At 60.1% G+C, this 18,739-nt stretch carries 24 protein-coding genes; 12 read left to right on the forward strand and 12 right to left on the reverse strand.

Features of this window, described 5'->3' with window-relative positions; genetic code table 11:
- Positions 1-41 precede the first annotated feature (41 nt).
- The 3 genes from SB822_RS00440 to SB822_RS00450 are packed head-to-tail and all read right to left on the reverse strand — an operon-like array spanning position 42 to position 1,729.
- Positions 42-413, reverse strand: coding sequence for a hypothetical protein (locus SB822_RS00440; protein ID WP_410853637.1), 372 nt, complete (start codon positions 411-413; stop codon positions 42-44).
- Positions 414-441: 28 nt separating this feature from the next.
- Positions 442-1,122 carry a DsbA family protein gene (locus tag SB822_RS00445; protein WP_410853638.1) on the reverse strand — a complete coding sequence of 227 codons (681 nt, stop codon included), beginning with the start codon at positions 1,120-1,122 and terminating at the stop codon, positions 442-444.
- Positions 1,106-1,729: a 1-acyl-sn-glycerol-3-phosphate acyltransferase gene (locus tag SB822_RS00450; protein ID WP_410853639.1), complete on the reverse strand. Its 624-nt coding sequence runs from the start codon at positions 1,727-1,729 to the stop codon at positions 1,106-1,108. Before SB822_RS00450 ends, SB822_RS00445 begins: the two co-directional genes overlap by 17 nt.
- 121 nt (positions 1,730-1,850) lie before the next feature.
- Between SB822_RS00450 and SB822_RS00455 the strand changes: the two genes are divergently transcribed.
- The 5 genes from SB822_RS00455 (at position 1,851) to SB822_RS00475 (ending at position 4,773) form a co-directional block, all read left to right on the forward strand.
- Positions 1,851-2,462, forward strand: coding sequence for a hypothetical protein (locus tag SB822_RS00455; RefSeq protein WP_410853640.1), 612 nt, complete (start codon positions 1,851-1,853; stop codon positions 2,460-2,462).
- On the forward strand, positions 2,446-2,799 hold the full coding sequence (locus SB822_RS00460) for a hypothetical protein (protein WP_410853641.1): 354 nt from the start codon (positions 2,446-2,448) through the stop codon (positions 2,797-2,799). Before SB822_RS00455 ends, SB822_RS00460 begins: the two co-directional genes overlap by 17 nt.
- A gap of 130 nt (positions 2,800-2,929) precedes the next feature.
- The gene (locus tag SB822_RS00465) at positions 2,930-3,112 is read left to right on the forward strand and encodes a hypothetical protein (RefSeq protein WP_410853642.1); all 183 of its coding nucleotides are present in this window, start codon (positions 2,930-2,932) and stop codon (positions 3,110-3,112) included.
- 245 nt (positions 3,113-3,357) lie between these two features.
- Entirely contained in the window at positions 3,358-3,582 is a 225-nt protein-coding gene (locus SB822_RS00470) for a hypothetical protein (RefSeq protein ID WP_410853643.1), read from the forward strand.
- 384 nt (positions 3,583-3,966) lie between these two features.
- Positions 3,967-4,773, forward strand: coding sequence for a hypothetical protein (locus SB822_RS00475; protein WP_410853644.1), 807 nt, complete (start codon positions 3,967-3,969; stop codon positions 4,771-4,773).
- A 9-nt stretch (positions 4,774-4,782) separates the two neighbouring features.
- Here SB822_RS00475 and SB822_RS00480 read toward each other — a convergent pair whose 3' ends face one another.
- The 9 genes from SB822_RS00480 to SB822_RS00520 form a co-directional block, all read right to left on the reverse strand.
- A complete protein-coding gene (locus SB822_RS00480) occupies positions 4,783-5,241 on the reverse strand; it encodes a hypothetical protein (RefSeq protein WP_410853645.1) in 459 nt (152 codons plus the stop codon).
- A gap of 78 nt (positions 5,242-5,319) precedes the next feature.
- On the reverse strand, positions 5,320-5,799 hold the full coding sequence (locus SB822_RS00485) for a hypothetical protein (protein WP_410853646.1): 480 nt from the start codon (positions 5,797-5,799) through the stop codon (positions 5,320-5,322).
- A gap of 156 nt (positions 5,800-5,955) precedes the next feature.
- Positions 5,956-6,408, reverse strand: coding sequence for a hypothetical protein (locus SB822_RS00490; RefSeq protein WP_410853647.1), 453 nt, complete (start codon positions 6,406-6,408; stop codon positions 5,956-5,958).
- 252 nt (positions 6,409-6,660) lie between these two features.
- Complete coding sequence (locus SB822_RS00495) at positions 6,661-8,208, reverse strand: hypothetical protein (RefSeq protein ID WP_410853648.1); 1,548 nt, start codon at positions 8,206-8,208, stop codon at positions 6,661-6,663.
- A 230-nt stretch (positions 8,209-8,438) separates the two neighbouring features.
- On the reverse strand, positions 8,439-10,883 hold the full coding sequence (locus tag SB822_RS00500; RefSeq protein ID WP_410853649.1) for a methyltransferase domain-containing protein: 2,445 nt from the start codon (positions 10,881-10,883) through the stop codon (positions 8,439-8,441).
- A 261-nt stretch (positions 10,884-11,144) separates the two neighbouring features.
- Positions 11,145-11,492 carry a hypothetical protein gene (locus SB822_RS00505; RefSeq protein ID WP_410853650.1) on the reverse strand — a complete coding sequence of 116 codons (348 nt, stop codon included), beginning with the start codon at positions 11,490-11,492 and terminating at the stop codon, positions 11,145-11,147.
- A 501-nt stretch (positions 11,493-11,993) separates the two neighbouring features.
- A complete protein-coding gene (locus tag SB822_RS00510; protein WP_410853651.1) occupies positions 11,994-12,320 on the reverse strand; it encodes a hypothetical protein in 327 nt (108 codons plus the stop codon).
- A gap of 108 nt (positions 12,321-12,428) precedes the next feature.
- Positions 12,429-12,968 (reverse strand): hypothetical protein, encoded by a 540-nt coding sequence (locus SB822_RS00515; RefSeq protein WP_410853652.1) that lies wholly within the window; start codon positions 12,966-12,968, stop codon positions 12,429-12,431.
- 164 nt (positions 12,969-13,132) lie between these two features.
- Positions 13,133-13,462: a hypothetical protein gene (locus tag SB822_RS00520; protein ID WP_410853653.1), complete on the reverse strand. Its 330-nt coding sequence runs from the start codon at positions 13,460-13,462 to the stop codon at positions 13,133-13,135.
- Positions 13,463-13,954: 492 nt separating this feature from the next.
- Between SB822_RS00520 and SB822_RS00525 the strand changes: the two genes are divergently transcribed.
- From SB822_RS00525 to SB822_RS00555, 7 genes are all read left to right on the forward strand, one after another.
- The gene (locus SB822_RS00525) at positions 13,955-14,272 is read left to right on the forward strand and encodes a hypothetical protein (protein ID WP_410853654.1); all 318 of its coding nucleotides are present in this window, start codon (positions 13,955-13,957) and stop codon (positions 14,270-14,272) included.
- Positions 14,272-15,525, forward strand: a complete 1,254-nt coding sequence (locus tag SB822_RS00530; RefSeq protein ID WP_410853655.1) for a DNA methyltransferase — start codon at positions 14,272-14,274, stop codon at positions 15,523-15,525. The genes SB822_RS00525 and SB822_RS00530 overlap by 1 nt, the downstream gene beginning before the upstream one ends.
- Before the next feature lie 38 nt (positions 15,526-15,563).
- Positions 15,564-15,842, forward strand: coding sequence for a hypothetical protein (locus SB822_RS00535; RefSeq protein WP_410853656.1), 279 nt, complete (start codon positions 15,564-15,566; stop codon positions 15,840-15,842).
- Between the two features lie 16 nt (positions 15,843-15,858).
- Positions 15,859-16,158 (forward strand): hypothetical protein, encoded by a 300-nt coding sequence (locus SB822_RS00540; protein WP_410853657.1) that lies wholly within the window; start codon positions 15,859-15,861, stop codon positions 16,156-16,158.
- Positions 16,159-16,258: 100 nt separating this feature from the next.
- Positions 16,259-16,546, forward strand: coding sequence for a hypothetical protein (locus SB822_RS00545; RefSeq protein WP_410853658.1), 288 nt, complete (start codon positions 16,259-16,261; stop codon positions 16,544-16,546).
- Between the two features lie 110 nt (positions 16,547-16,656).
- Complete coding sequence (locus tag SB822_RS00550; RefSeq protein WP_410853659.1) at positions 16,657-17,571, forward strand: recombination-associated protein RdgC; 915 nt, start codon at positions 16,657-16,659, stop codon at positions 17,569-17,571.
- Between the two features lie 393 nt (positions 17,572-17,964).
- Positions 17,965-18,696 (forward strand): hypothetical protein, encoded by a 732-nt coding sequence (locus tag SB822_RS00555; RefSeq protein WP_410853660.1) that lies wholly within the window; start codon positions 17,965-17,967, stop codon positions 18,694-18,696.
- The last annotated feature ends 43 nt before the right edge of the window (positions 18,697-18,739 follow it).

Genomic DNA, 18,739 nt, shown 5'->3' on the forward strand with positions numbered 1-18,739 from the left:
TCAAACGAGCCCGAATCCCGTGCGACCGCAGTACCACCGGGCTATTCAAGCTTGAGAAGCCCGATCAGCGTGTCGACGCAGGCAAATGTCGCATCGACCGAGCGATGGTTGCGTGAATCGACCACGAAGACCTTGCCGTCGCTCGCGCGCAGCAGGATGTGGCGGATCGAATCACTGGCGCCGATCAGACAGACGCCCTTTTCGACCAGGCGCCGGTCCTGGGTTTCCTCTCGGATGCGGTCTGCCGGCCAGAGTCGGGGTCCATATCCGTTCTCGACGCCACGAGGATGGTTCGCGAGATATGTGCCGAACGGCTCAGGCAAGGACGTCCCAAAGGCGTGTCGGAACCATTGATCGAAAGTCATTCGTCGTTCTTTACCGCCGATTCTGTTGGGTAGCGTCTGCGTTCTCAAGCCGCCCCTGGTCGATTCACACAGGGTTTTATGCACCAGGCGACAGGCGCGCCGCTTCAATACGGCCTTTCATGACCTCCAGCGCGCGGGTCTCCCCGCCGGCGGTCGTTGGGCTTACCACCCACTTACCGCCAACTACCAGAGTCGGAACAGTTGTGATGCCCGCGCGCACCATTTCGGCGTGTCCGGCGGCGATGGCATCTTTCACAGCCGCCGAGTGATACACCCGCTCGAATTCGGCGCCGTCGATGCCCTGTGCCTTTACCCAGGCGATTGTCTTTTCGTCGGTGTCCAGAGCGTGGCCGTCAGCTTGCAGCGTTGCATAGATTTCGTGGCGCAGACCCTCAGCTTTTCCCATTTGGGCGAGCGCATAGTACAACGCTGCGTGTCTCGTCAGAAGGTCGCCGCTGCCCACCGGGATTCGCCTGACATGGACCGCATTGCCCTCCGCTTCGATTGCGGCTTGCAAAGCCGGATCGAACGACATGCAGTGGGGACAGTCGAAGAAGTAGTACTCGACTAATTCCACCGCACCATCCTTGACGACAGGAACAGCAGGCGCTGTCTCCATGACCGCGAACCCCTCGGGCGTCGGACCGTAATGCTCGTTTGCCGAGGCCACGCGGTAGAGCATCCAGCCCGCCACGCACACCGAAAGCACTGCAATAACGCTGAGTTTAACGACGGTGTATTTACTGAGCAGTTTCATAGACTGAATATTCCAGTGTGATTCTCGGGAGCCACTTGGTGCCGCATTTGGCGAATAGCCGGGATTGCTCTGCCCCATGGAGGGTGACGTGGATGCGCGCGGGCTTGGCTCGCTCGATGATCCAGGCAAGCCCGGCCATGGGTGGCATCGGGGCGCCCTTGGTAATTTGCCCTTCTGGGAAAATCATGATGTTGTCGCCCGCGCGAAGGTCCTTCACCACGCGGCGGATACCGAAAGGTGCTGTTGGATCGAGATCGAACACCTCTCCGCAGCCGATATACGTCAGGAATGCCATGCCGCGTCGAGCGGCGTTCGAGCGACGCGAGTAATCCGTGTCGGACGCGAACACCAGGGGTAGCGGACAGGTCAGAGAGATGAGGGGCGCGTCGATCTTGCTGACATGATGGCCGGTGACCAGTACGCCACCGCGCGCGAGGATCTCCGCGATCTCGGGTGGGCACTTTACCTTCACGCGAAACAGAGTCAACGCGACGCGCGCGAACACCCACCGGAATACGCGGATCGGAAGAGGCTTGGGGCCACGCGCCGTGGCAGACGGAGTCGCAGCAGACTCCGACGAGGGCTGGGTTGGGATCGGTGTGCTCATACGTCCACTCTACCCAACTCGCGACCCGGCAGAGAGCGAAAAGACAGCAAAAAAAACAGCGCTTTGGGGGACCAGACCGGGTAGCCGTTCGCTAGAATTTCTGGTCGCGCGCGAGGATCACATGCCGCCGCGTGAATACTGGCCGACGGGCACTTGCATGGCGGTAATCAAGGCGCAAGCTCTCGAGCGAGAGACCGCAGCACCCATGCGTGCGCCAGCCAGTCTAACGGGAAAAACGATGCTTGAACAATTGCTGATCCTCAAGGCCGACTACGAGGCCACATATGGTGCGGGTGGCGCCGCGTCCGAATCCGCGCGCGCTCACTTTGCCGACCGGCTGTTATCGGCGTTTCCGAATATCTATCGCGCGTTCGTCGATACGATCGAGGAAAACCGCCTGTTGCGCGGCATGGCGGCCAGCGCGCTGGTCACGCCGGCAGAGAATGCGTCACCACTGGTTTTCGCCGGTCTGATCTCACCGCTGGAGGATGAGGCATTTGACTCATTGCAGCAGTACGCTCTCGAACGCGGTCTCGTGGTTGGAGATGACTTCACGATCACTGAGACGTACACGCGTGACATGCACTATCAGGTGGCAGGCGGCCCAAGCGTCGCCGATCCCCTCGGCCGGTTTCAGTTCCTGACAGGTACCGGACCGCAGAGCGTAGACGAGTCACCATCAACCTTAACAACGCCCCGCGAGCCGGAGTCGCCGCGTGGCCCTGAATTCTGAAAAAAAAATGACAGACGTTTCGAACTTTATCGCTGTAACAGCCCTGCTGCCGAGTGTTACCCTGGACCGTGTGGCGCGCCAGCTATCGCTAACCCTTCACGCGCATGCGCATCCGGATGCGGACGCCGTCGAAGCGTATCTCCTGTCGGACGCGCCGCTCGCGGATATCGATGAGCGCAGCCTGGTGTTCCTGTCGACCGAGCGACGGCCCCTTGGCGGCCACGACCAAAGCAGTGCTGCGGCGGCCTATCTGCAGCAGGTCCACAAATGGGTCAGCGAACTTGTCTCAAAGCACTTTCCGGCCGTTCGTCTTCCGGCTGCCGTCGGGCGTCACTAGTCGCCCGCCCGTGACCCTGGGGCGACGGGCCCGGCGCGGCGTACCGACTTGCGTTGCGGTGTTTTGGCGAGATGATTCAAACATGCCTGGCTTGCATCGAGCACGGTAACCAACGGAGAGAAGGAACAGCATGAGCCACCACTTCAACATGGCCGATCAGATCGCGGGTGCCCTTGTGCGCGGCGTTGCGTACAACGTCGAGCGGAAGATCTTTCACGGCATGAACCTGCCGACAATGCTCGTCGTCGGTGCCGTGATTATTGCGGCCGTATGGTTCTTCACACGCCCTCGTCCGCGCGGGCGTCGATTCTGACTCGATCTATTTGTCGCACAGCAGCCCCATCTCTTTGAAAGGCCGGTAGCGCCGGGTCCGTCAGGATCTGGCCTCCGGCTTTTTTTCCGCCCTCGCAAAATCGGACATCGCCTGCTGGTGTGCTTCGACAGGCCCTGCGTTTCACGGGCCGCCCCTGCCACGGCTTGCGTTCGCACTCTCTCCGCTTACCCTGGATTCGCAGCCACCCATATTGGGTGGCAATTTTCACGCGACAGGAGTTACGGATGGCACAGCACGTCGAAGGGAAAGACTTTTTTCTGGTGCGTATTCGTAGTGGACTTTACATCGTGCGTAATGCAAACCAGATCGATGTCGGGCAGGTGTCGGGGCGGAAAAAAAACTGGGTTGCCGCGCGCCAGGACGGCAGCCGTATTTCCGTCGGGCGGACTCGTGAGAGCGCGGCTGCCGCGGTGCTCGAAGAGTGGAACAGATTGAACCCCAGTCACTGAGACGAGGCCGCATAACGCACTTCGAGGGAACACGCCTAAAAGAGCTGGGGCGGAAGCGGCGCGAGGTTATGCCCCTTCACGCTGACAGGCAGGGTGTGCCCATCGGGGTGAACTGTTTCAACGACGAAATAGCCTTTGCGGGCAGATGCCTTGACCCGGACTGTTTGTCCCTTGGACAGACAGCTTCCACCCGGCCCGATGTATTGGGCAAGGTCCGGAGCTTTCGGAAACTGTGTAGCTCGGCGCATATGGCGTATCTCAGTGGGTCGCTTGTATCATAGCGAAAGGGTCAATCGGCTGCACCACCGCACGCGTGCATCGTTGGCCGGAACCAACTTTGAATACGTGCCCCTAAACGTGCCTCTCCTCGAACAAAGCCCCCGCATGGCGCTTGTCGCCAAGCATGAAGCCGTCCGTCGTGAACTCCGGGTTGCATCTGCTGCGGCCCAGCGCGCGCAGTCTCTCCTCAGTCTGAGTGGGTCCGCCCTGCTCGAGATAGTGTGCGAGCGCGAAGCTGTTGTTCTGCCCTTCTGGGACCGCCTGCACACCTATCACCTTTTCTACCGAGCCGACCTTGACGCTTTCTTTGTGGCTGTGGCGGCGTGCGCGGAAGAAGGATTCGACAACGGACAGCCCCATATCCGCGAAATCCAGACGCTTGGCGAATACGAAGCGGATAACGGCGAAGCCTCGGTCATGTTCAGGCGTACTGCCGCGAGCCGGGTGCTGGACCAGGTCGAGTATCGCGCCTGGGACGCGCGCACCTTTGGCGAAGAGACCAGGCGCACTCAGGTACGCGTGATCACCTACTACTACACCGATGACGGCCGGCTTGCGCACGTGGTCTTTCGCGGCCCGCCTGTTTGCAACGACTTCATAGAAACATACGGTCTGGAGAATTCGTTCGGGCATCCGGGGTTTCAGGATTGGTACGGGCGGCAGGTCAAGAAGCACGGGATCGACATCGAAAAGGCGGCAAGCATCCAGATTGCGATTACTGACAAGCAGACACTTCGCGTAGACGCGCCAATGCGCGACTGTCCCGACTGTGTACGCCGCAGGAAAATGCCAGTCCAGTACACGGCTGAAGCTGACGAAGCGACCGACCCGCGGTCTGCCCGCTTCTCGCCGCGCGGCGCTTTAGCCCGCTTGCGGACCCTCCTGGTCCGCAGCGAGCGGACTGCGTCGTAGAGCCGACCTTCAGGCCGCCGACCGCAAAAGATCGCTGCCAGGGCGCGTGTCGACCAATGCAGGACAGGTATGAATCCCCGCACCCCTCCCAGCATGCAGCATGCGCGCTACGACCTGGGCGCGACCAGTCGCGACACACGCGACGCTGCCCGCGATAGAGCGGTGATCTGACGAGAACTCGCTGCCCCGTACCAGCAACTCGTCTGCCTCGAACAGGACGCGATGCGGCGCGACCAGCGACACCCGCCACAATGACTTGAGCCAACCCTCCTCCCAATGACTTTCAACCCCGTCGGCGCCGGCGGCGATACGAAGCCGCACCGGAGCCGCGAGGCGGTGCACCGTCTGCAGCCCGGCCTTCCGCGTCACAATCTCGTACGCAAGTATCGTCATCCCCGCATAAAGCTGATGTTCGCGTCGCGCGCGAGTTTCCGCTGTCGCACGGTTCAGATTCTGGTTGGTGTTCATGATGGTTCTCGTTCTTGTTGGTGTTCGTGTGCGGCCCGCTTCGGGCGCGTGGATATATCGTGCCCGGCGTGAGCGTCCTCAGTGCCAGACCAGTTCCGAAACGGCAGCGGGCACCTCGCTGATCGTCTGGCGCAATCGACGCGCGACGGAACCCAGGCCGCCTAAAATCCCCGACGGAGCCGGGGCACCGATGTCGCCGGGATATGTGCGGCCGTCACCGCCGAAAGATCGCGGATGCAGACCGAGCAACGATCCTTTGGGGATTTCCGCATGTGGCTCAACCAGCTCCACTGACCACTCCGGAACGATCAAATCCTTGCAGGACAGTGTCTCGAGTTTGGGGCGACGGGTTTCCAGCACACGCACTGTGGCGGGCGTCGAAAGCCAGCGATAGTCCGCGCGACCCGACAGGTAGATTTTCAGGCGCGTAACCCGAACCGTCTTGCCAACGCTCTGTTCATAGTCCGACATAGCCCGCTGTGCAAGCTGCTCGGCAGACATGCAAGCTGTGGACGACGCGTTAGCACGCGTTTGGGCATCGAAATAGCCGATCGCCATGGCGACCTCCTCGTGTGACACAGGTGGAAAGGCAGAACAAGACAAAACAAGGTTCGCGCGAACACTTGACTGAGGCGGTCTGGCGACTCAGTCAAAAGCTCAACGGATAGGGGACGCGACAGACGGGAAATCCGTCTGTCGCGCAATTGCTGGGGTTTATTGATGGCGCAGCTGCTCGGTGCCGAAGACAGCGACAACTACCTTCAGCGTCGCGCGCATCACCGTGTTGAAGATGGCGAGCGAGCCGCGGGCAACGAGTTCACCTTCACGGGCGAAGACGTCACCACGGTGAACCTGACCGTCTGCCTGGAAAGACTTGGCATGCAGGCTCAGAAACGCACCGCCCGGGATTTCCGGATGAGGCTCGGCGAGTTCAACGACCCACGTCGGCGAAATCAGATCCTTGCAGGCGAAATTCAGGACCTTCTCGCGCGGCGTAGGCAGAACGCGCACCTTGGCTTGAGTCAACAATTCACGATACTGCGTTGTGCCTTGAGTCTCGACCAGGAGCCGGTGAACAATCACAGTATCACCGCGATACGCGTTGTAATCAGCCAGAGCCTTGTTTTCGAGTGCAGCAGAAGACAGCTTGTTGATGTGTGACGACATGGCGTGCTCCGATCGGACTGTGGAGCACGAACCCGGTGGGCGTGCCCACAAGGGTTGTCATAATGCCGGTTTACCGGCGGTCGAAAACCTTTAGATCGGATCGCCAGGAAGGCGCGATCAACGAACCGATTGTTGCACAGTCGATTCGAAAAGAGAAGCACGTTGTGATGCCCTCTTATGGAGCCACTGCTCGCAAAATGAACCCCGGCACATCCACGTGTAAGTGGAGTGCGCGGGGTTACCGGATTGCTATCAGGCACTTCCTGCAGGATCGAGTACAGGTAGATGCAACGCATCGCGCGCATAGTCGAGCGTGCCGTTGGTAGACCTCAGCGGGAAGGCTTGCTGGGTATCCGGATTCAACAGCCACCAGGATATCCGCCCTTGCCGTTTCTGCACGATCTGCCGGTAGCCCTGTGCCACGGCACTATCAACGTACACCCTTGCGCTCACCGTTCCGGCATCGGTTTCGACGTCGGATATTTCGGCCTGCGTGATGGCACGGCGGGCGGCTTCAGCTTCAAGGCGCTGCTGTTGCGAATCGCGAATCTGCTGCTCGAATGCAGCTCGAGCGGCCGCGTCTAAGCCACAAAACGCGAGGGTCGCCTTTCGACGTCGGGCCGTTGTCAGGCCTCGCAACCTGACACCGAAGTGCTTCCGGAACACCTTTTTTGCGATCTCGTTCGTTCCGTCGGGCGTGTCGAGGATGATGAGCAGATGATGCGCATCACGTGCCTCGAACGCCGCCGCCAGCTTCAAGGACGGCTCGGTCGGATAGGAGTTGCGGAGGTTATCCGCCTGCCGGCAGCGAAACTGGAACTCGCGCTCCGAAATTTCACGCTTGTCACGCAGAGCCTGTGCTTTGGCGACCGAACGGCGATAAACCGCCGTGCAGGATTCGTCGAAAATCTCACGAGCGAGCGCAGTCGTCAGCACTGACACATCTACTTCGGGCTGACTCCGCGTGATCGGTTTATGCGACAACAGACCAGTGCGAAACAGATGATCGTCGACGTCGACAGCCGAAGCGTCCGGCGGGACGACAACCATCGCGCTGATGAACCGCTCGATATTGCTCTCGTCGAGTACTACTTCGGAGCGCGTGGCCGCAACGAGCTTTCGCAACTGGCTTGGACTGAGCCGACCACGAATCGCCGGCAGATCAACAAGCAGCTTGAACACGGCGTCCGCATCAACGAAGCTTCTCGCGCGGCCGTCGCGATATTCCGCGTAGACGTTTGCGGGTACGACCTTCCCTGTGCAAAGCGCCAATGCGACATGCAGTTCGTGACGCATGTTGTGTTCGCGCCCGTCGACGGCCGGGCCTTCATGACCATGCGTCCACAATCGCTTCATCTGCTGATCACAGACCTCGCGTAGATCGGCCGCGGCGGTGGCGCCGCTATCCTCGTTCGGCTTTACCTGTGCAAGCTGGGCGGAGGAAAAGCACGGGTACACACCAAAGGCGGCCAGTCCGACGGCGACCACGGACAACCATTCAATCCGTGTCATCTCGTACGGTGCGCGCATCTTCCCGTCAGGGCGGACCACCAGGCGATCGACCTCGCCGATCATGCTGATGAGTATTTCGAGAGCGTCCCCTTCCTGCTGGACGCCGAGATGACCGTAGCGGTCCGCGACAACCGTCAACGGCACGCCATCACGGGTAACCATGATCCGGTCGATCGGGACGTGCGGAACGATCTGGTCGGCGTCACTCGCATTCAGGTATGCGAGCACCTCTGCAAGCGTTCGGACAGCCACTTCGACACCGTCAATAACCAACGTATAGACGCTCATGTTTCGCTACTCCTGTTCATTGCAGGCCTTCCCCCTGGCGGGCGAAGCCCGCGAGGGTTGTGCCGAAAAATCGGCGTTGAAAAGCATGGGCGACCAAGCGCTTGTCAAAGCCTCGAGGCTTTGGCAAGCGCTCCAGATGGAGCGCGCCTGAATCGGAAGATGGCCGCGCCGACGGATCGTCGGCGCGGCTGTAAGCCGCGTTGTAGCTACGGCTGGGTGCTTGCTGGTGGCTAACGTACGATCGTGATGACTCGCGCATTAGCGCCAGTGGTCTGCAACAAGGTTTTGTCGAGGAACGTGCCCTGAGGCAACTTCTCAACCTCAGCGTCTACCTCGTCCAACCATTCGCGGAACTGGACGGCCTGCGCATCGTTTCTGAAAAACGCGCTCTCACCGATGATCGAAACCAGCACGCCCCCGTCCGCCAGAAGCGAATACGCGTGACGTGCATGCTTGATATCTGCGAAATTGCTGAAGGGCGGATTTTGGATAATCACGTCGTACTCCACACCCTCGATTTCCAGAAAATCGGAGCCGATGACGTTGAAGCCCTTTGCCACCAGAATCTCACTCAGAGCGGGTGAGATTTCGGCAACGTCGGGTTCATAACCGGCATCCCTCATCGCCGTAGCGATATTTCCGTTGCCCGCCTGCGGTTCGCACCAACGCTTGCCCGGCGACGGGCAGGCGCGGAGGGCCCGGGCGACAAGATCCGAGCAGACCGTCTTCGGGGTCGGGAAAAAATCGAACCCGACTTTCTTGCCAACGAGTGCGCGTTCAAGCTCAGTCGCGCGATCCGCCTTCTCGCGTGCCTGCCGGTACTGCAGAAATTCCCGACACGCCGCACGAAACTGCTCAGGTGTCTTGATTCCCATCCGTTCGAGACGCTTGCGGCGGGCGTAAATTTCGCCCCAGTTATTCAACAGCCGCGGGTTTTCACGCCCGAGCTTGTCGATCACTGGTTCAATGAGCTCAACGGGAACGCTGACGCCGGCGCGATCATCGCGATAGGCTTCGTTCAAGTAGGGCTTGAGCTTCGGCGCGATGCGCATCAGGCCGGGCATCTCCTTGATGTGATCAATGAGACTGTCCAGTTGCGCGGGTACATAGACGCGGAAGGTGGGGTATTCGACATACTCGATCGTTGCCAGCGTTGCCGCTTCGCCCCGGCGCTTTAGCTCTTCCGCATATCCGTCTGACGTGGCCTTGATCTCATGACTCTTTGCCAGGGAGATACATTTCTCGAACATCACGACCTGCGCCTTGTCCGTCAGACGGTCAAGGTGCTTTGCGTCGCCGCTCGCGATTGCATCTGCGAGGTTGTGCATCGTTTTGGCGAGCGCGATGTTCTTGCGAGCCTCTTCCTGTGCCGCTGACGCCTGCCCTGCACGCTTTGGCGTGTTGGTCAGCCGCTCGCGATTCAGTTCAGCCTCGGCGGCCTCCTGCGTACGCGTCGCCAGATCCTTCAGCTTGTTGGCGGCTTGCGTCTCTTTCTGCGTCTGTCGGGCTTCGATCTGCTCGGCGTTGCTGACAGTTTCGCCAAGCCCGACCTTTAAAAACTGTTCGGCGCCCTCCCGGGTTTTGAACTGGAAGCCAGGCACGGCGCCATCGCGTCGGTACGACGAGTAGCGGCCGCTCAGACGTTTAGCCGCGGCGTTGAGCGCGTCGTACTGCTCGCGCTCCACCCGTTCTGAGAGCGTGACTACGAAGAGATCGTGCCCATCGCGAGTATGCTTCGTCTCGACGATCTGCATGCCGGCGCTAGTGCTGACACCGGCTACGATTCCCTGCTCCGCCTTACGCTGCCCGTCCTGAAGGCGCAGCCTCTCGGCGACCAGTTCGTCGCGGCGTGCGCGCATCTCCGGGGTGAACTCCGACTCACCGCGTTCTCGCAGGAAGATCTCGAACTCTTCAAGCGTCTCGGGCGCCTTGACGGCCTTCAGATAAGCCTTGACCTTCTCCGTTCGCGCCGCGCGCTCGGCATGGACCGAGGCCCGGTAGGCGCCCAGGTGCTCCGCCGTTAGGCCCGCAAGCTTGCGTCGGATTGCATCACAGCGCTGCACGAAACCGACGCCCTGGATCGACAACACGCCGTTGGTGACGGTCAGAAAGCCGTACGCAAGTACGAGCGCGTCGATCAGGCGCTCGACGAGATAGGCCTTCTTCTTGTCGTGCAGGTACGGGGTGGTGCCGGCACGCGCAATCTTCTTCAGGAGGTCAGCCACCTTGAACTTGCTGACTTCACCACGGACTGCCTCCACATCGCGGATCAGACGCTCGAAGCTCGAACGGACTTCAACCGGGGTGACGGCAACTTCGCCGTCTACGATGCGTGCCATCAGGTTGTCGTGCTCGGCAAGTGTCATGACGGCAGCGGGCAGGATCAGGTGCTGCGCTTCTTCCGTAGCCGGCTCGACCGCCTCGGGTTTGACCAGTACAGCGGACAGGCACGACAAAGGCTCCTGACCACCGCGAATCGTGCCTGCCGACTCGTCGCTACCGACAACCGGTTTGCCCAATACTTCAGAGGCGATCAGCGAGGTAACTGCTACCGCGTTCGGCGGACAACCGTGTGCAGCGGGATCCAGCTTTTTTTCCGGACTCGCCTGAAGAGCGAGTCGACCGGACAGATCGGAAACACCAAAGAGATCCAGCTGCCGTGGGTCGATTTGCATGTGAACTCCATCGTGTGATGGAGCTTGCCCCTAACGGAGCAAGCCCCGTTGAGGGTGAAATGCCGAAACATCGGCGGTGAAAAAGCGGTTTCACGATGGAGTCGCATCAGCGACGCGACGAGTCTAAGCGCCCAGACCTGAGGCCAAAAGCGCTTGGTGCGCCAAAGTGGGCGAAGCAAGCGGTTCTGGAAGTTGCCAGACTGAGGGGATGGAAAGGCGCCCGTGGGCCGCCTGCAAACATCGCAGACGGCCCACAGCGCGTTAATGGATTGCCTGATCCGGATAGACCATGAAGCTCGGCCGACGCGGATACGGGTTCTCGACCTGAACAAAGAGATGGTCGAGTTGACCGTTGATTTCTTCGGTGGCCGTTTCGAGAGATGACACGGTGACTTCGAAGCGGACCATCGTCAGTTCGACCTCACGACCGAAGCAGTCGTCGCAGGCCGCCTTTTCGATTGCGTACGCGCGATCGGCGACCGAGGGCGCGTAGAACCAGTCGAAACCAGCACCACCCGTCGATTGCCACGCGACGACCGAAACAGTGAAACCTTGCAATTGCGCGTCGGCGAGGATGCTCTTACCAACGATAGTTTGCTGAGTGTTCATGTGCGCTGCTCCTGAAAATGCGCGAGCAGCTCCTGACGGAGACGTGCCCCGCAGTTGGGTTGATGCCGAGTATCGGCGGTTGAAACCGGTTGTGGGCCATTGCCCACCAGCCAAGCTGTGGCGTGATAAATGGGATCACGTGACAACTCGACGCGCGGTTTCGCACGACACTGGATGTTTCGGGAGGATTAGCTGGGCGTCGCAACGTTGCTGGCGTGACACGTTCCGTCTGCAACACGGAAACGTGCGCCTTCACGACGCATATGCGGTGCTCACCATTATGGAGAGCGTTTCATGTCGGCCAGCGAGGTGGCCCAAGGTACGGATGCCTGGTAACAGGCGTGCGCTGATTATAGCCAGAATTTGTCGGCCGGTGGTAGTCCCCCGGGAAATGTGAGCGATCTGGACGCGACTGGCGCGCACCGGTCCGCCGACGCACCGTACCTGAAGCGGTACAGTGCGTCACGTTCCAGTTAGCGTTAGCGGGTCGATTTTCAACGCTTACGCGCTTGCACCGAAGAGCTGGCCGTAGACGGCCTGCGTGAACGCAGCGATCTGCGCCTCCGGTGTGCCTGTCGAACGAGACAGCAACATCGGCTCGGATTCCCGGCTTCCCGCGTGTTGCACGGCGAACAGCTTCATGACCAGCGCGCCCGTCATAAACAGGTTTGGCGTGATCCATTGCGGCGAGGTGGTCGACCCCGGAGCGATTTCACCTTCGCGGACGCGGGTTACCAGACCGCGAATCTGTTTGCGCAGCTTCGAAATCGCTGCAGCGCGAACAGCATTGGTTTCGATCGTGAAAGTCGCGTTTTGTTGCTCGTTCATCATTTCCTCCAGTTTTTGCCGAAGATGGCAGTTGAAAAAAGAGGGGGAAAAACGCCTTTGATGCGCCCCATAGAGCGCATCAAAACCGTTTCAGACGTGCGATAACAATCAGGCGACCGTAAAGGACATGCCGACCATCTGGGTCCACGAACTGGTGTCGACCGCGCGCCGGTAGATTGCGGCCAATGCGCACAGCACGGCATCTACACCACTTACGTCGAGGTTCCACGTATATCTGTGGTCGACGGCGACGATGTCTCGCTGGGTATAGGCAACCGTTTTGACAACGCCGTCTCGCGTCACGCGTGCCGTGACTTCCAGCCGGACGCCATCGTGCGCGATTACTTCGACAAGGATGCCGTCGTCCTGATGCTGCCCCGTCGTCGTGTTCGCGAGGCGCTTTTCAAACGTCCAGATCCCGCCGTCATCTGGAAGTGAATCATTCTCGGCAACGAGTAGTGCGGGGGCGTCTGCGTCTGTGTTGACCTCCCCTCCGCAATGATTCGCGACGACCTCGCCAATGGCGCGCATGAAATCGGCGTGCTGGTGTTGCGTGTCGAGTTCTCCGACGCGTTGAGGGTTGATCAGCAGCATCGAAACGATGTCAGCGAGGCGTTTTGCGTCAATCTTTACGGTTGCGGTGTTCATATGGATCTCCTTTGTGCCGGGGACGGCGTCGAAAAAAGAGTCCTTGCCCGCAATGCGTCAAGACGGCGCGAACGCGCGCCAACCGAGCGACTGAGGCTCTCCTGAACGTATCGGCTCAGGAGAGCCTCCCCTTGTATAGGGGAAGCTCAGATTTCCGTGTGCTGCTATGCCGCGTGTGCAGCTACGACGCCGGAGAACCGGCGCGTTCCAAATTGCTGATGCTGATACAGCCGCACCTGCGCAATAGCCGTTTCCAGGCTGAGAAACTCTGGAGCAACTTCGTCCTGCCATGCCATTGTCGGCTCGCCATAGTGATGCCAGAGTGCAAGACGGCGGTTCGGCATCAGTCGGATTTCAACGACCTGTTCGTAGACAGGATGCATCAACTCAGACCACACAACTTTTCCGTCACACGGGATGCTTTCAACGGATGGTTTGAAGTCCGACAGCGAAAACTTTGCACCAACAACGAATCCAGAAATGGTCGAGTTCATGGGATGTTCCTTTCGTGCCGATATCGGCGGTATGAAAGGGATGAGTTCGGGGAATCGACTCGCCGAATCAGCAGTGATCGGGTGAATCGGCTCCCGCGGCCTGCAACTCGTCCGAGGGCAAACGACCGGAAAAGGCGCAGCGGGGCTTAATGAGCGAGGACGTAGTACGCCGCGCGTCGATACAGAGACGAGGGATTTATCGCAGCAGCTGAATGCTGGCGCGTCGCGCTGACGCCGGAAAAAGGAACCCGGTAGCGCAGACTATTTGATGGTTTGGCATGAGCCTTCCGCAGAGGCGGCAGCCGCAGTGTATCCGAGGCGTTCATCCGAAGTCAAACGCCAGTCTGCATGTCTTTCATCTCCGCTCCCTCACCCGCGAACATCCGAATCCTGGCGAAATGGTTTGTCCGGTTGCGCCTGATTCCGGCTTGCGTTGGCAAATGCTGGCCGCAGACTTGAGCTATCTATCACTGCAGGACAACGAGGATCGGCATGGACGTCTGGACCGCAATCGAATACACCGGGTCAGCACTCGGCATGATCGGTGCTACAACTAACTCATATGGCCAGCGCTGGGCGCCGTTCACGTGGCCGGTGTGGCTCGCCTCGAACGCCCTGCTCGTATGCCTCGCAGCCTTCCGCCATGAATGGGGGCTTTGCGCAATGCAGAGCTACTACACCTTCACGAGCATCAATGGCTTGCGCCTGTCCCGACGCGACCGCGCGGTCAAGGCCGTCGAACTTGCATCCGACGAAACGGCCGGTAAGGTCCATCTATCGACCACTCACACGAATCTGGAAAAACACTGATGAACGCTTCCGCACAACTTGACCTCTTTGCCCAGGTTGCCTCTGCCTACGCTGAGGCGAAGCAGACGACGCTGTCAAACGACGCTCTGTACGAGTCGCTGATGGGTCGGATGGGAGTGAGCCGTGATGTCGCTGAAAAGCGGGAAAGTGTCGGCCGAGCTGGTCAGCGTCATTCTTTGTGGAAGCGCAAGATCCGGTTCGCTCAACAGACGCTCAAGCATCTCGGGATCCTTGAGCGTGACGCACAGAAGCGCGGAATCTGGTCGCTGACTGAGGCGGCCGGCAAGCGGCTTCACCGGGCCGGGAAAGGCGTGCGGCTGGTCGCATTCTCAACCGATCTGGGGGTGGCGATGTTCGCGTCCAACAACGACGCGCTGGCGGGGCTCGACGAGCCGATCAGCCTGATTCTGACATCTCCGCCCTTCCCGCTCAACAAGCCAAGGGCCTACGGCAATCCGGATCCGAAGATTTTTGTCGAGTGGCTGGTTCGCACACTAGAGCCAATGGTGAAGCGGCTAGCGCCCGGCGGTGTGCTCGTCCTGCAAACGAGCCCGGATGTGTTCGTGCAAGGCAGTCCAGCGCGCTCGCTCTATCAGGAGCGCCTGCTCATCGCGCTCAACGACGAATTGGGTTTAGCACGCCTTTTAAGCATGCCGTGGGTCAACCCTAGCAAGCCTCCTGCTCCAACCCACTGGGCTTTAAAAAAGCGCGTTCAACTCGTTTCGGGCCACGAATATGTGCACATTCTGACTAACGACCCGCTCAAGTGCAAGGCGGACAACCGCCGGGTACTGGAAGCCCATAGTGAACGTCACAAGGCGTTAATGGCCGCGGGCGGCGAGCAACGCGAGGCCTCCTACGGCGACGGTGCCTACACGTTGCGACCGGGGTCGTTCGGCCGCGAGACGAGTGGAAGGATTCCGCGCAACTACGTGGAGATGGGACATCGTTGTGCTGACACGCTGGCCATGCGAAAGCACGCCGCGAGCCTCGGCTTGCCGCCGCATGGGGCGATGTTTCCGACGAAGCTGCCGAGCTTTCTGATCCAGTACCTGACTGAGCCAGGTGATCTCGTGTTCGACCCGTTCGCCGGCAGTTGCAAAACCGGGCTCGCTGCCGAGCGGCTCGGCCGCCGATGGCTCATGGCAGAGGTCGTTCTCGAATACACCCGTACCGCTGCGGAGGCCTTCCGGAGCTTCGACGGATTCTGGATGAGCCCGGCACTCGCTTGCGTTGGAGAAACACCGTGCTAGGCTTCCCCGCATCGGGCAAGAACGCCCTAAGGAACATAATGAAACTGCCTTTTGCACCCTCTGAGGACGTCGCCCTCGTCCTGCGCGTCGTCTGGACCATCGTGCTCGCCGGGATCTCGCTCGTCGCCCTCGCGATCACCGTCGCGATGTTCTGGCGCGACGTTGGCGTCGCGTCGTACTTTGACCACCTGTTCGGCACGTGGTCGGACGGCACGCTCACCTGCGTGACGATCGTCGTCGACGTACTGGCGATCGCCGCGGTACGCGCGACCCAGAAATCGCTGGCAAGCAGCCGACGCAAGCAGAGCAACAACTAAATTACTGGACGACGGTTTGACTTCATCGCTGTTTTCTCCGCTCGCGAGCCCTGCACTGGTGTTGCGTGGCGGGTCATATCCCTACGGTGAGCGCGTGCCATCGCGGGTGCGCATGCGGCGCACCTGCTGGCCTGATCACGCGGATGCCATGAATGTTCCTCTCTTGCCGATTGCTTTCGTCGGGCAGGAGTACGGCTGCTATGTATCCTCTCAAGGAGACATTGCGACGTTCTTGCCCTTCGACCAGTTGCTGATGGTCGACCGTGATTCGTTTGACGTGGTGTCCTGGCATCCGCGAAGGGATGCTCTCCCGTGACCTTCGTTTCGCCCGGTGCAGCAGTTTAAGAAACTGCCAGGACGCAACTGGCCGTGAGCCGGGTATGCGGCCAACACACATATTATTCAAAGGAGCCCGAATGGCTGTGCGCGCAGAACTGATCCAATTTGACGATGTCCCTGAAAACGGGGTTCTGGATGACGGTGAGCAGGTGCCCGTCGACGGCCGGACATTTCAAAGCGCTCCGGATGGCGGATGTGGCACACCGGATTGCCCGTGCACCAAGGCCTTGATTTATCAACGCATATTTCCCCGCGACGACCGGGGCGTCGTGTTCGGATACACGGTGGAGTTCGACTCGCCCGAAGAGATGGCGGGCCTCACAGAACAGGATTTTGCGCGTCTTGCGCAGCAGGCCATGCACTGAACCTGGCGCCCGCAGCGCAGCGGCGACCGTCGCGCTGCTGGACGTCTTCCACGTGCTGGATCTTTCATGCCGGTTTGAACGGCGCTTTTTCCTTCATTGAACCTACTTCTATGTTCTTCAAAAATGTGACCATCCACCGGCTTCCCGCTCCGTGGGCCGTGAGCGCAGAGCAAATGGAAAAGTGGCTCGAGCCGCACGCGTTCCAGCCTGCCAACACTGTCGAGATGCAGCGACAGGGCTGGGCGTCGCCGCGGGATAACGGCTCGCTCGTCTACACACTCAACCGCCAGATGTTGCTGGTATTCCGCGCGGAGAAGAAGTTGCTGCCCGGCTCGGTTGTGACGCAGTTCACGAAGGTGCGCGCGCAGGAACTTGAAGAGCAGCAAGGGTTCAAGCCTGGCCGCAAGCAGATGCGAGAACTCAAGGAACAGGTCACCGACGAACTTCTGCCGCGCGCGTTCAGCATCAGCCGCGACACCCGCGTGTGGATCGACACGGTCAATGGCTGGCTGGTAATCGACGCCGCCTCCAAGCAGATCGCTGACGACGTGCTTGGACTGCTCGTCAAATCGGTTGGGACCCTGCCACTGTCCAGCGTGCGCGTCTCGCGCTCTCCGGTGAGTGCAATGACGGAATGGCTGGTGTCAGGCGAGGCGCCAACGGGCTTTACCGCCGACCAGGACACGGAACTCACCTCTCCCGGCACAGGCAATGCGACGGTTCGCTATTCGGGGCATGCGCTCGAAGCCGAAGACATGCGCCGTCATATCGAGTCGGGCAAACAATGCATGCGTCTCGCGATGACGTGGGAAGACCGTGTCTCTTTCGTGCTGACGCCATCGTTGACGCTCAAGCGAATCACTCCGCTCGACGTCATCAAGGAATCCTCCGATCCCACAGCGACCAATGCAGACGAGATCTTCGACTCGGAATTCACGATCATGACGGGCGAGATGGCCAAGCTGTTCACCAGTGTGATCGAGGCGCTGGGCGGCGAAGTCGACGAGCAAAAGCAGGCCGCATAGCGCCGTGTCGTTCACGCGCTAGGGGTGTTTGCGCAGGCTCCCTAGCGCTGGCGTAGTCCGTACTCCCCTGCTGCGCAACTCGGGTGTAGCGAGCAATTCACGCCACGAAATAGAGATTTGGCGTGTTTTGCTCGCAACTATCTCGTTATTTTTCAATGGGTTAATGTGTTCGGGTTGTCCCACTGTGGGACGAACACAAAGAGTCCAGAAGCCTGCCCACGACCGCCCTTCGGCGCGTGCGAGATCAACGCCTTAAAAAAAAGCCGTCTGAACGGCTGCATTCCAGCTGAACATTGCCCTTTTCCAACCGATAAAGCTTCCAGAGTTCATGTGCTCGACTACCACGTGCGCAAGCGCGCCGCTCGGTAGCTTGCCAACGCGTTCCTGGAATCCATGTCACTAGCCAACAAACGAAAGAACGTCTTCCCTGTTGTATCTCAAACCCTGGGCGGGCACGCCCAGGCGGGAAATCTTCCGCGCCTGCAGGCAACGACCCTACGTGCGCAACTCGCGACAGGCACGCCTGATCATCCTTCTGACGTACGGCGAGCCGCTACAGCACTTCTTCAGCGCGTCCTCGAGTACTGGCGGTTTGTTGACTACTGCCACCCGGCACTCACGCTCAGCTCCGGCGAACAGCCCCGCGCGATCCCGGCGCCGCAGTTCACGCAAGAGTCGGGGCAACTTCGCCAGGGCCTTCAGGTAAATGACCCGCTCGACGGTCCGTTGAAGGTCTGGAATGAGGCGATGGCGATGTGCCTGAACACTGCTTTACTCGTCGCGCAGTGGGAGTTGGCAACGGCGATGCCGGAGGCTGGTGACCTGTTGCGTAAAGGTCGCGTCGCTGGACTGTCCGCGTGCAAGAGCGAGGCGATTGCGGGCTCTCCGTGGGGAAAAACATCCATGCGTATCTCCACGGTCGGCGTTCGCAAAAGGGTTCTTCGCGCGCTCGGCGAGTTGCCGTCGACGTGGCTGGTGCTGCACCCCGACTCGGGCGCGCCCGCGTTCTACTCGACAGACGACTATGCGCGCATCGGCCCTGTGTTTAGCCGGCGGGCGCTGGAAAACAATCACCCGCTGCTGGTATGCGCGCCTCGGCTCGACGCGGAGCGCGCGGCCGCATAACGGCAGCACGACACCACCTCAACACCACCTCAACACCACCACG

The sequence above is a fragment of the Paraburkholderia sp. SIMBA_054 genome, assembly GCF_046534875.1.
GTDB classification, from domain to species: Bacteria; Pseudomonadota; Gammaproteobacteria; order Burkholderiales; family Burkholderiaceae; genus Paraburkholderia; species Paraburkholderia hospita.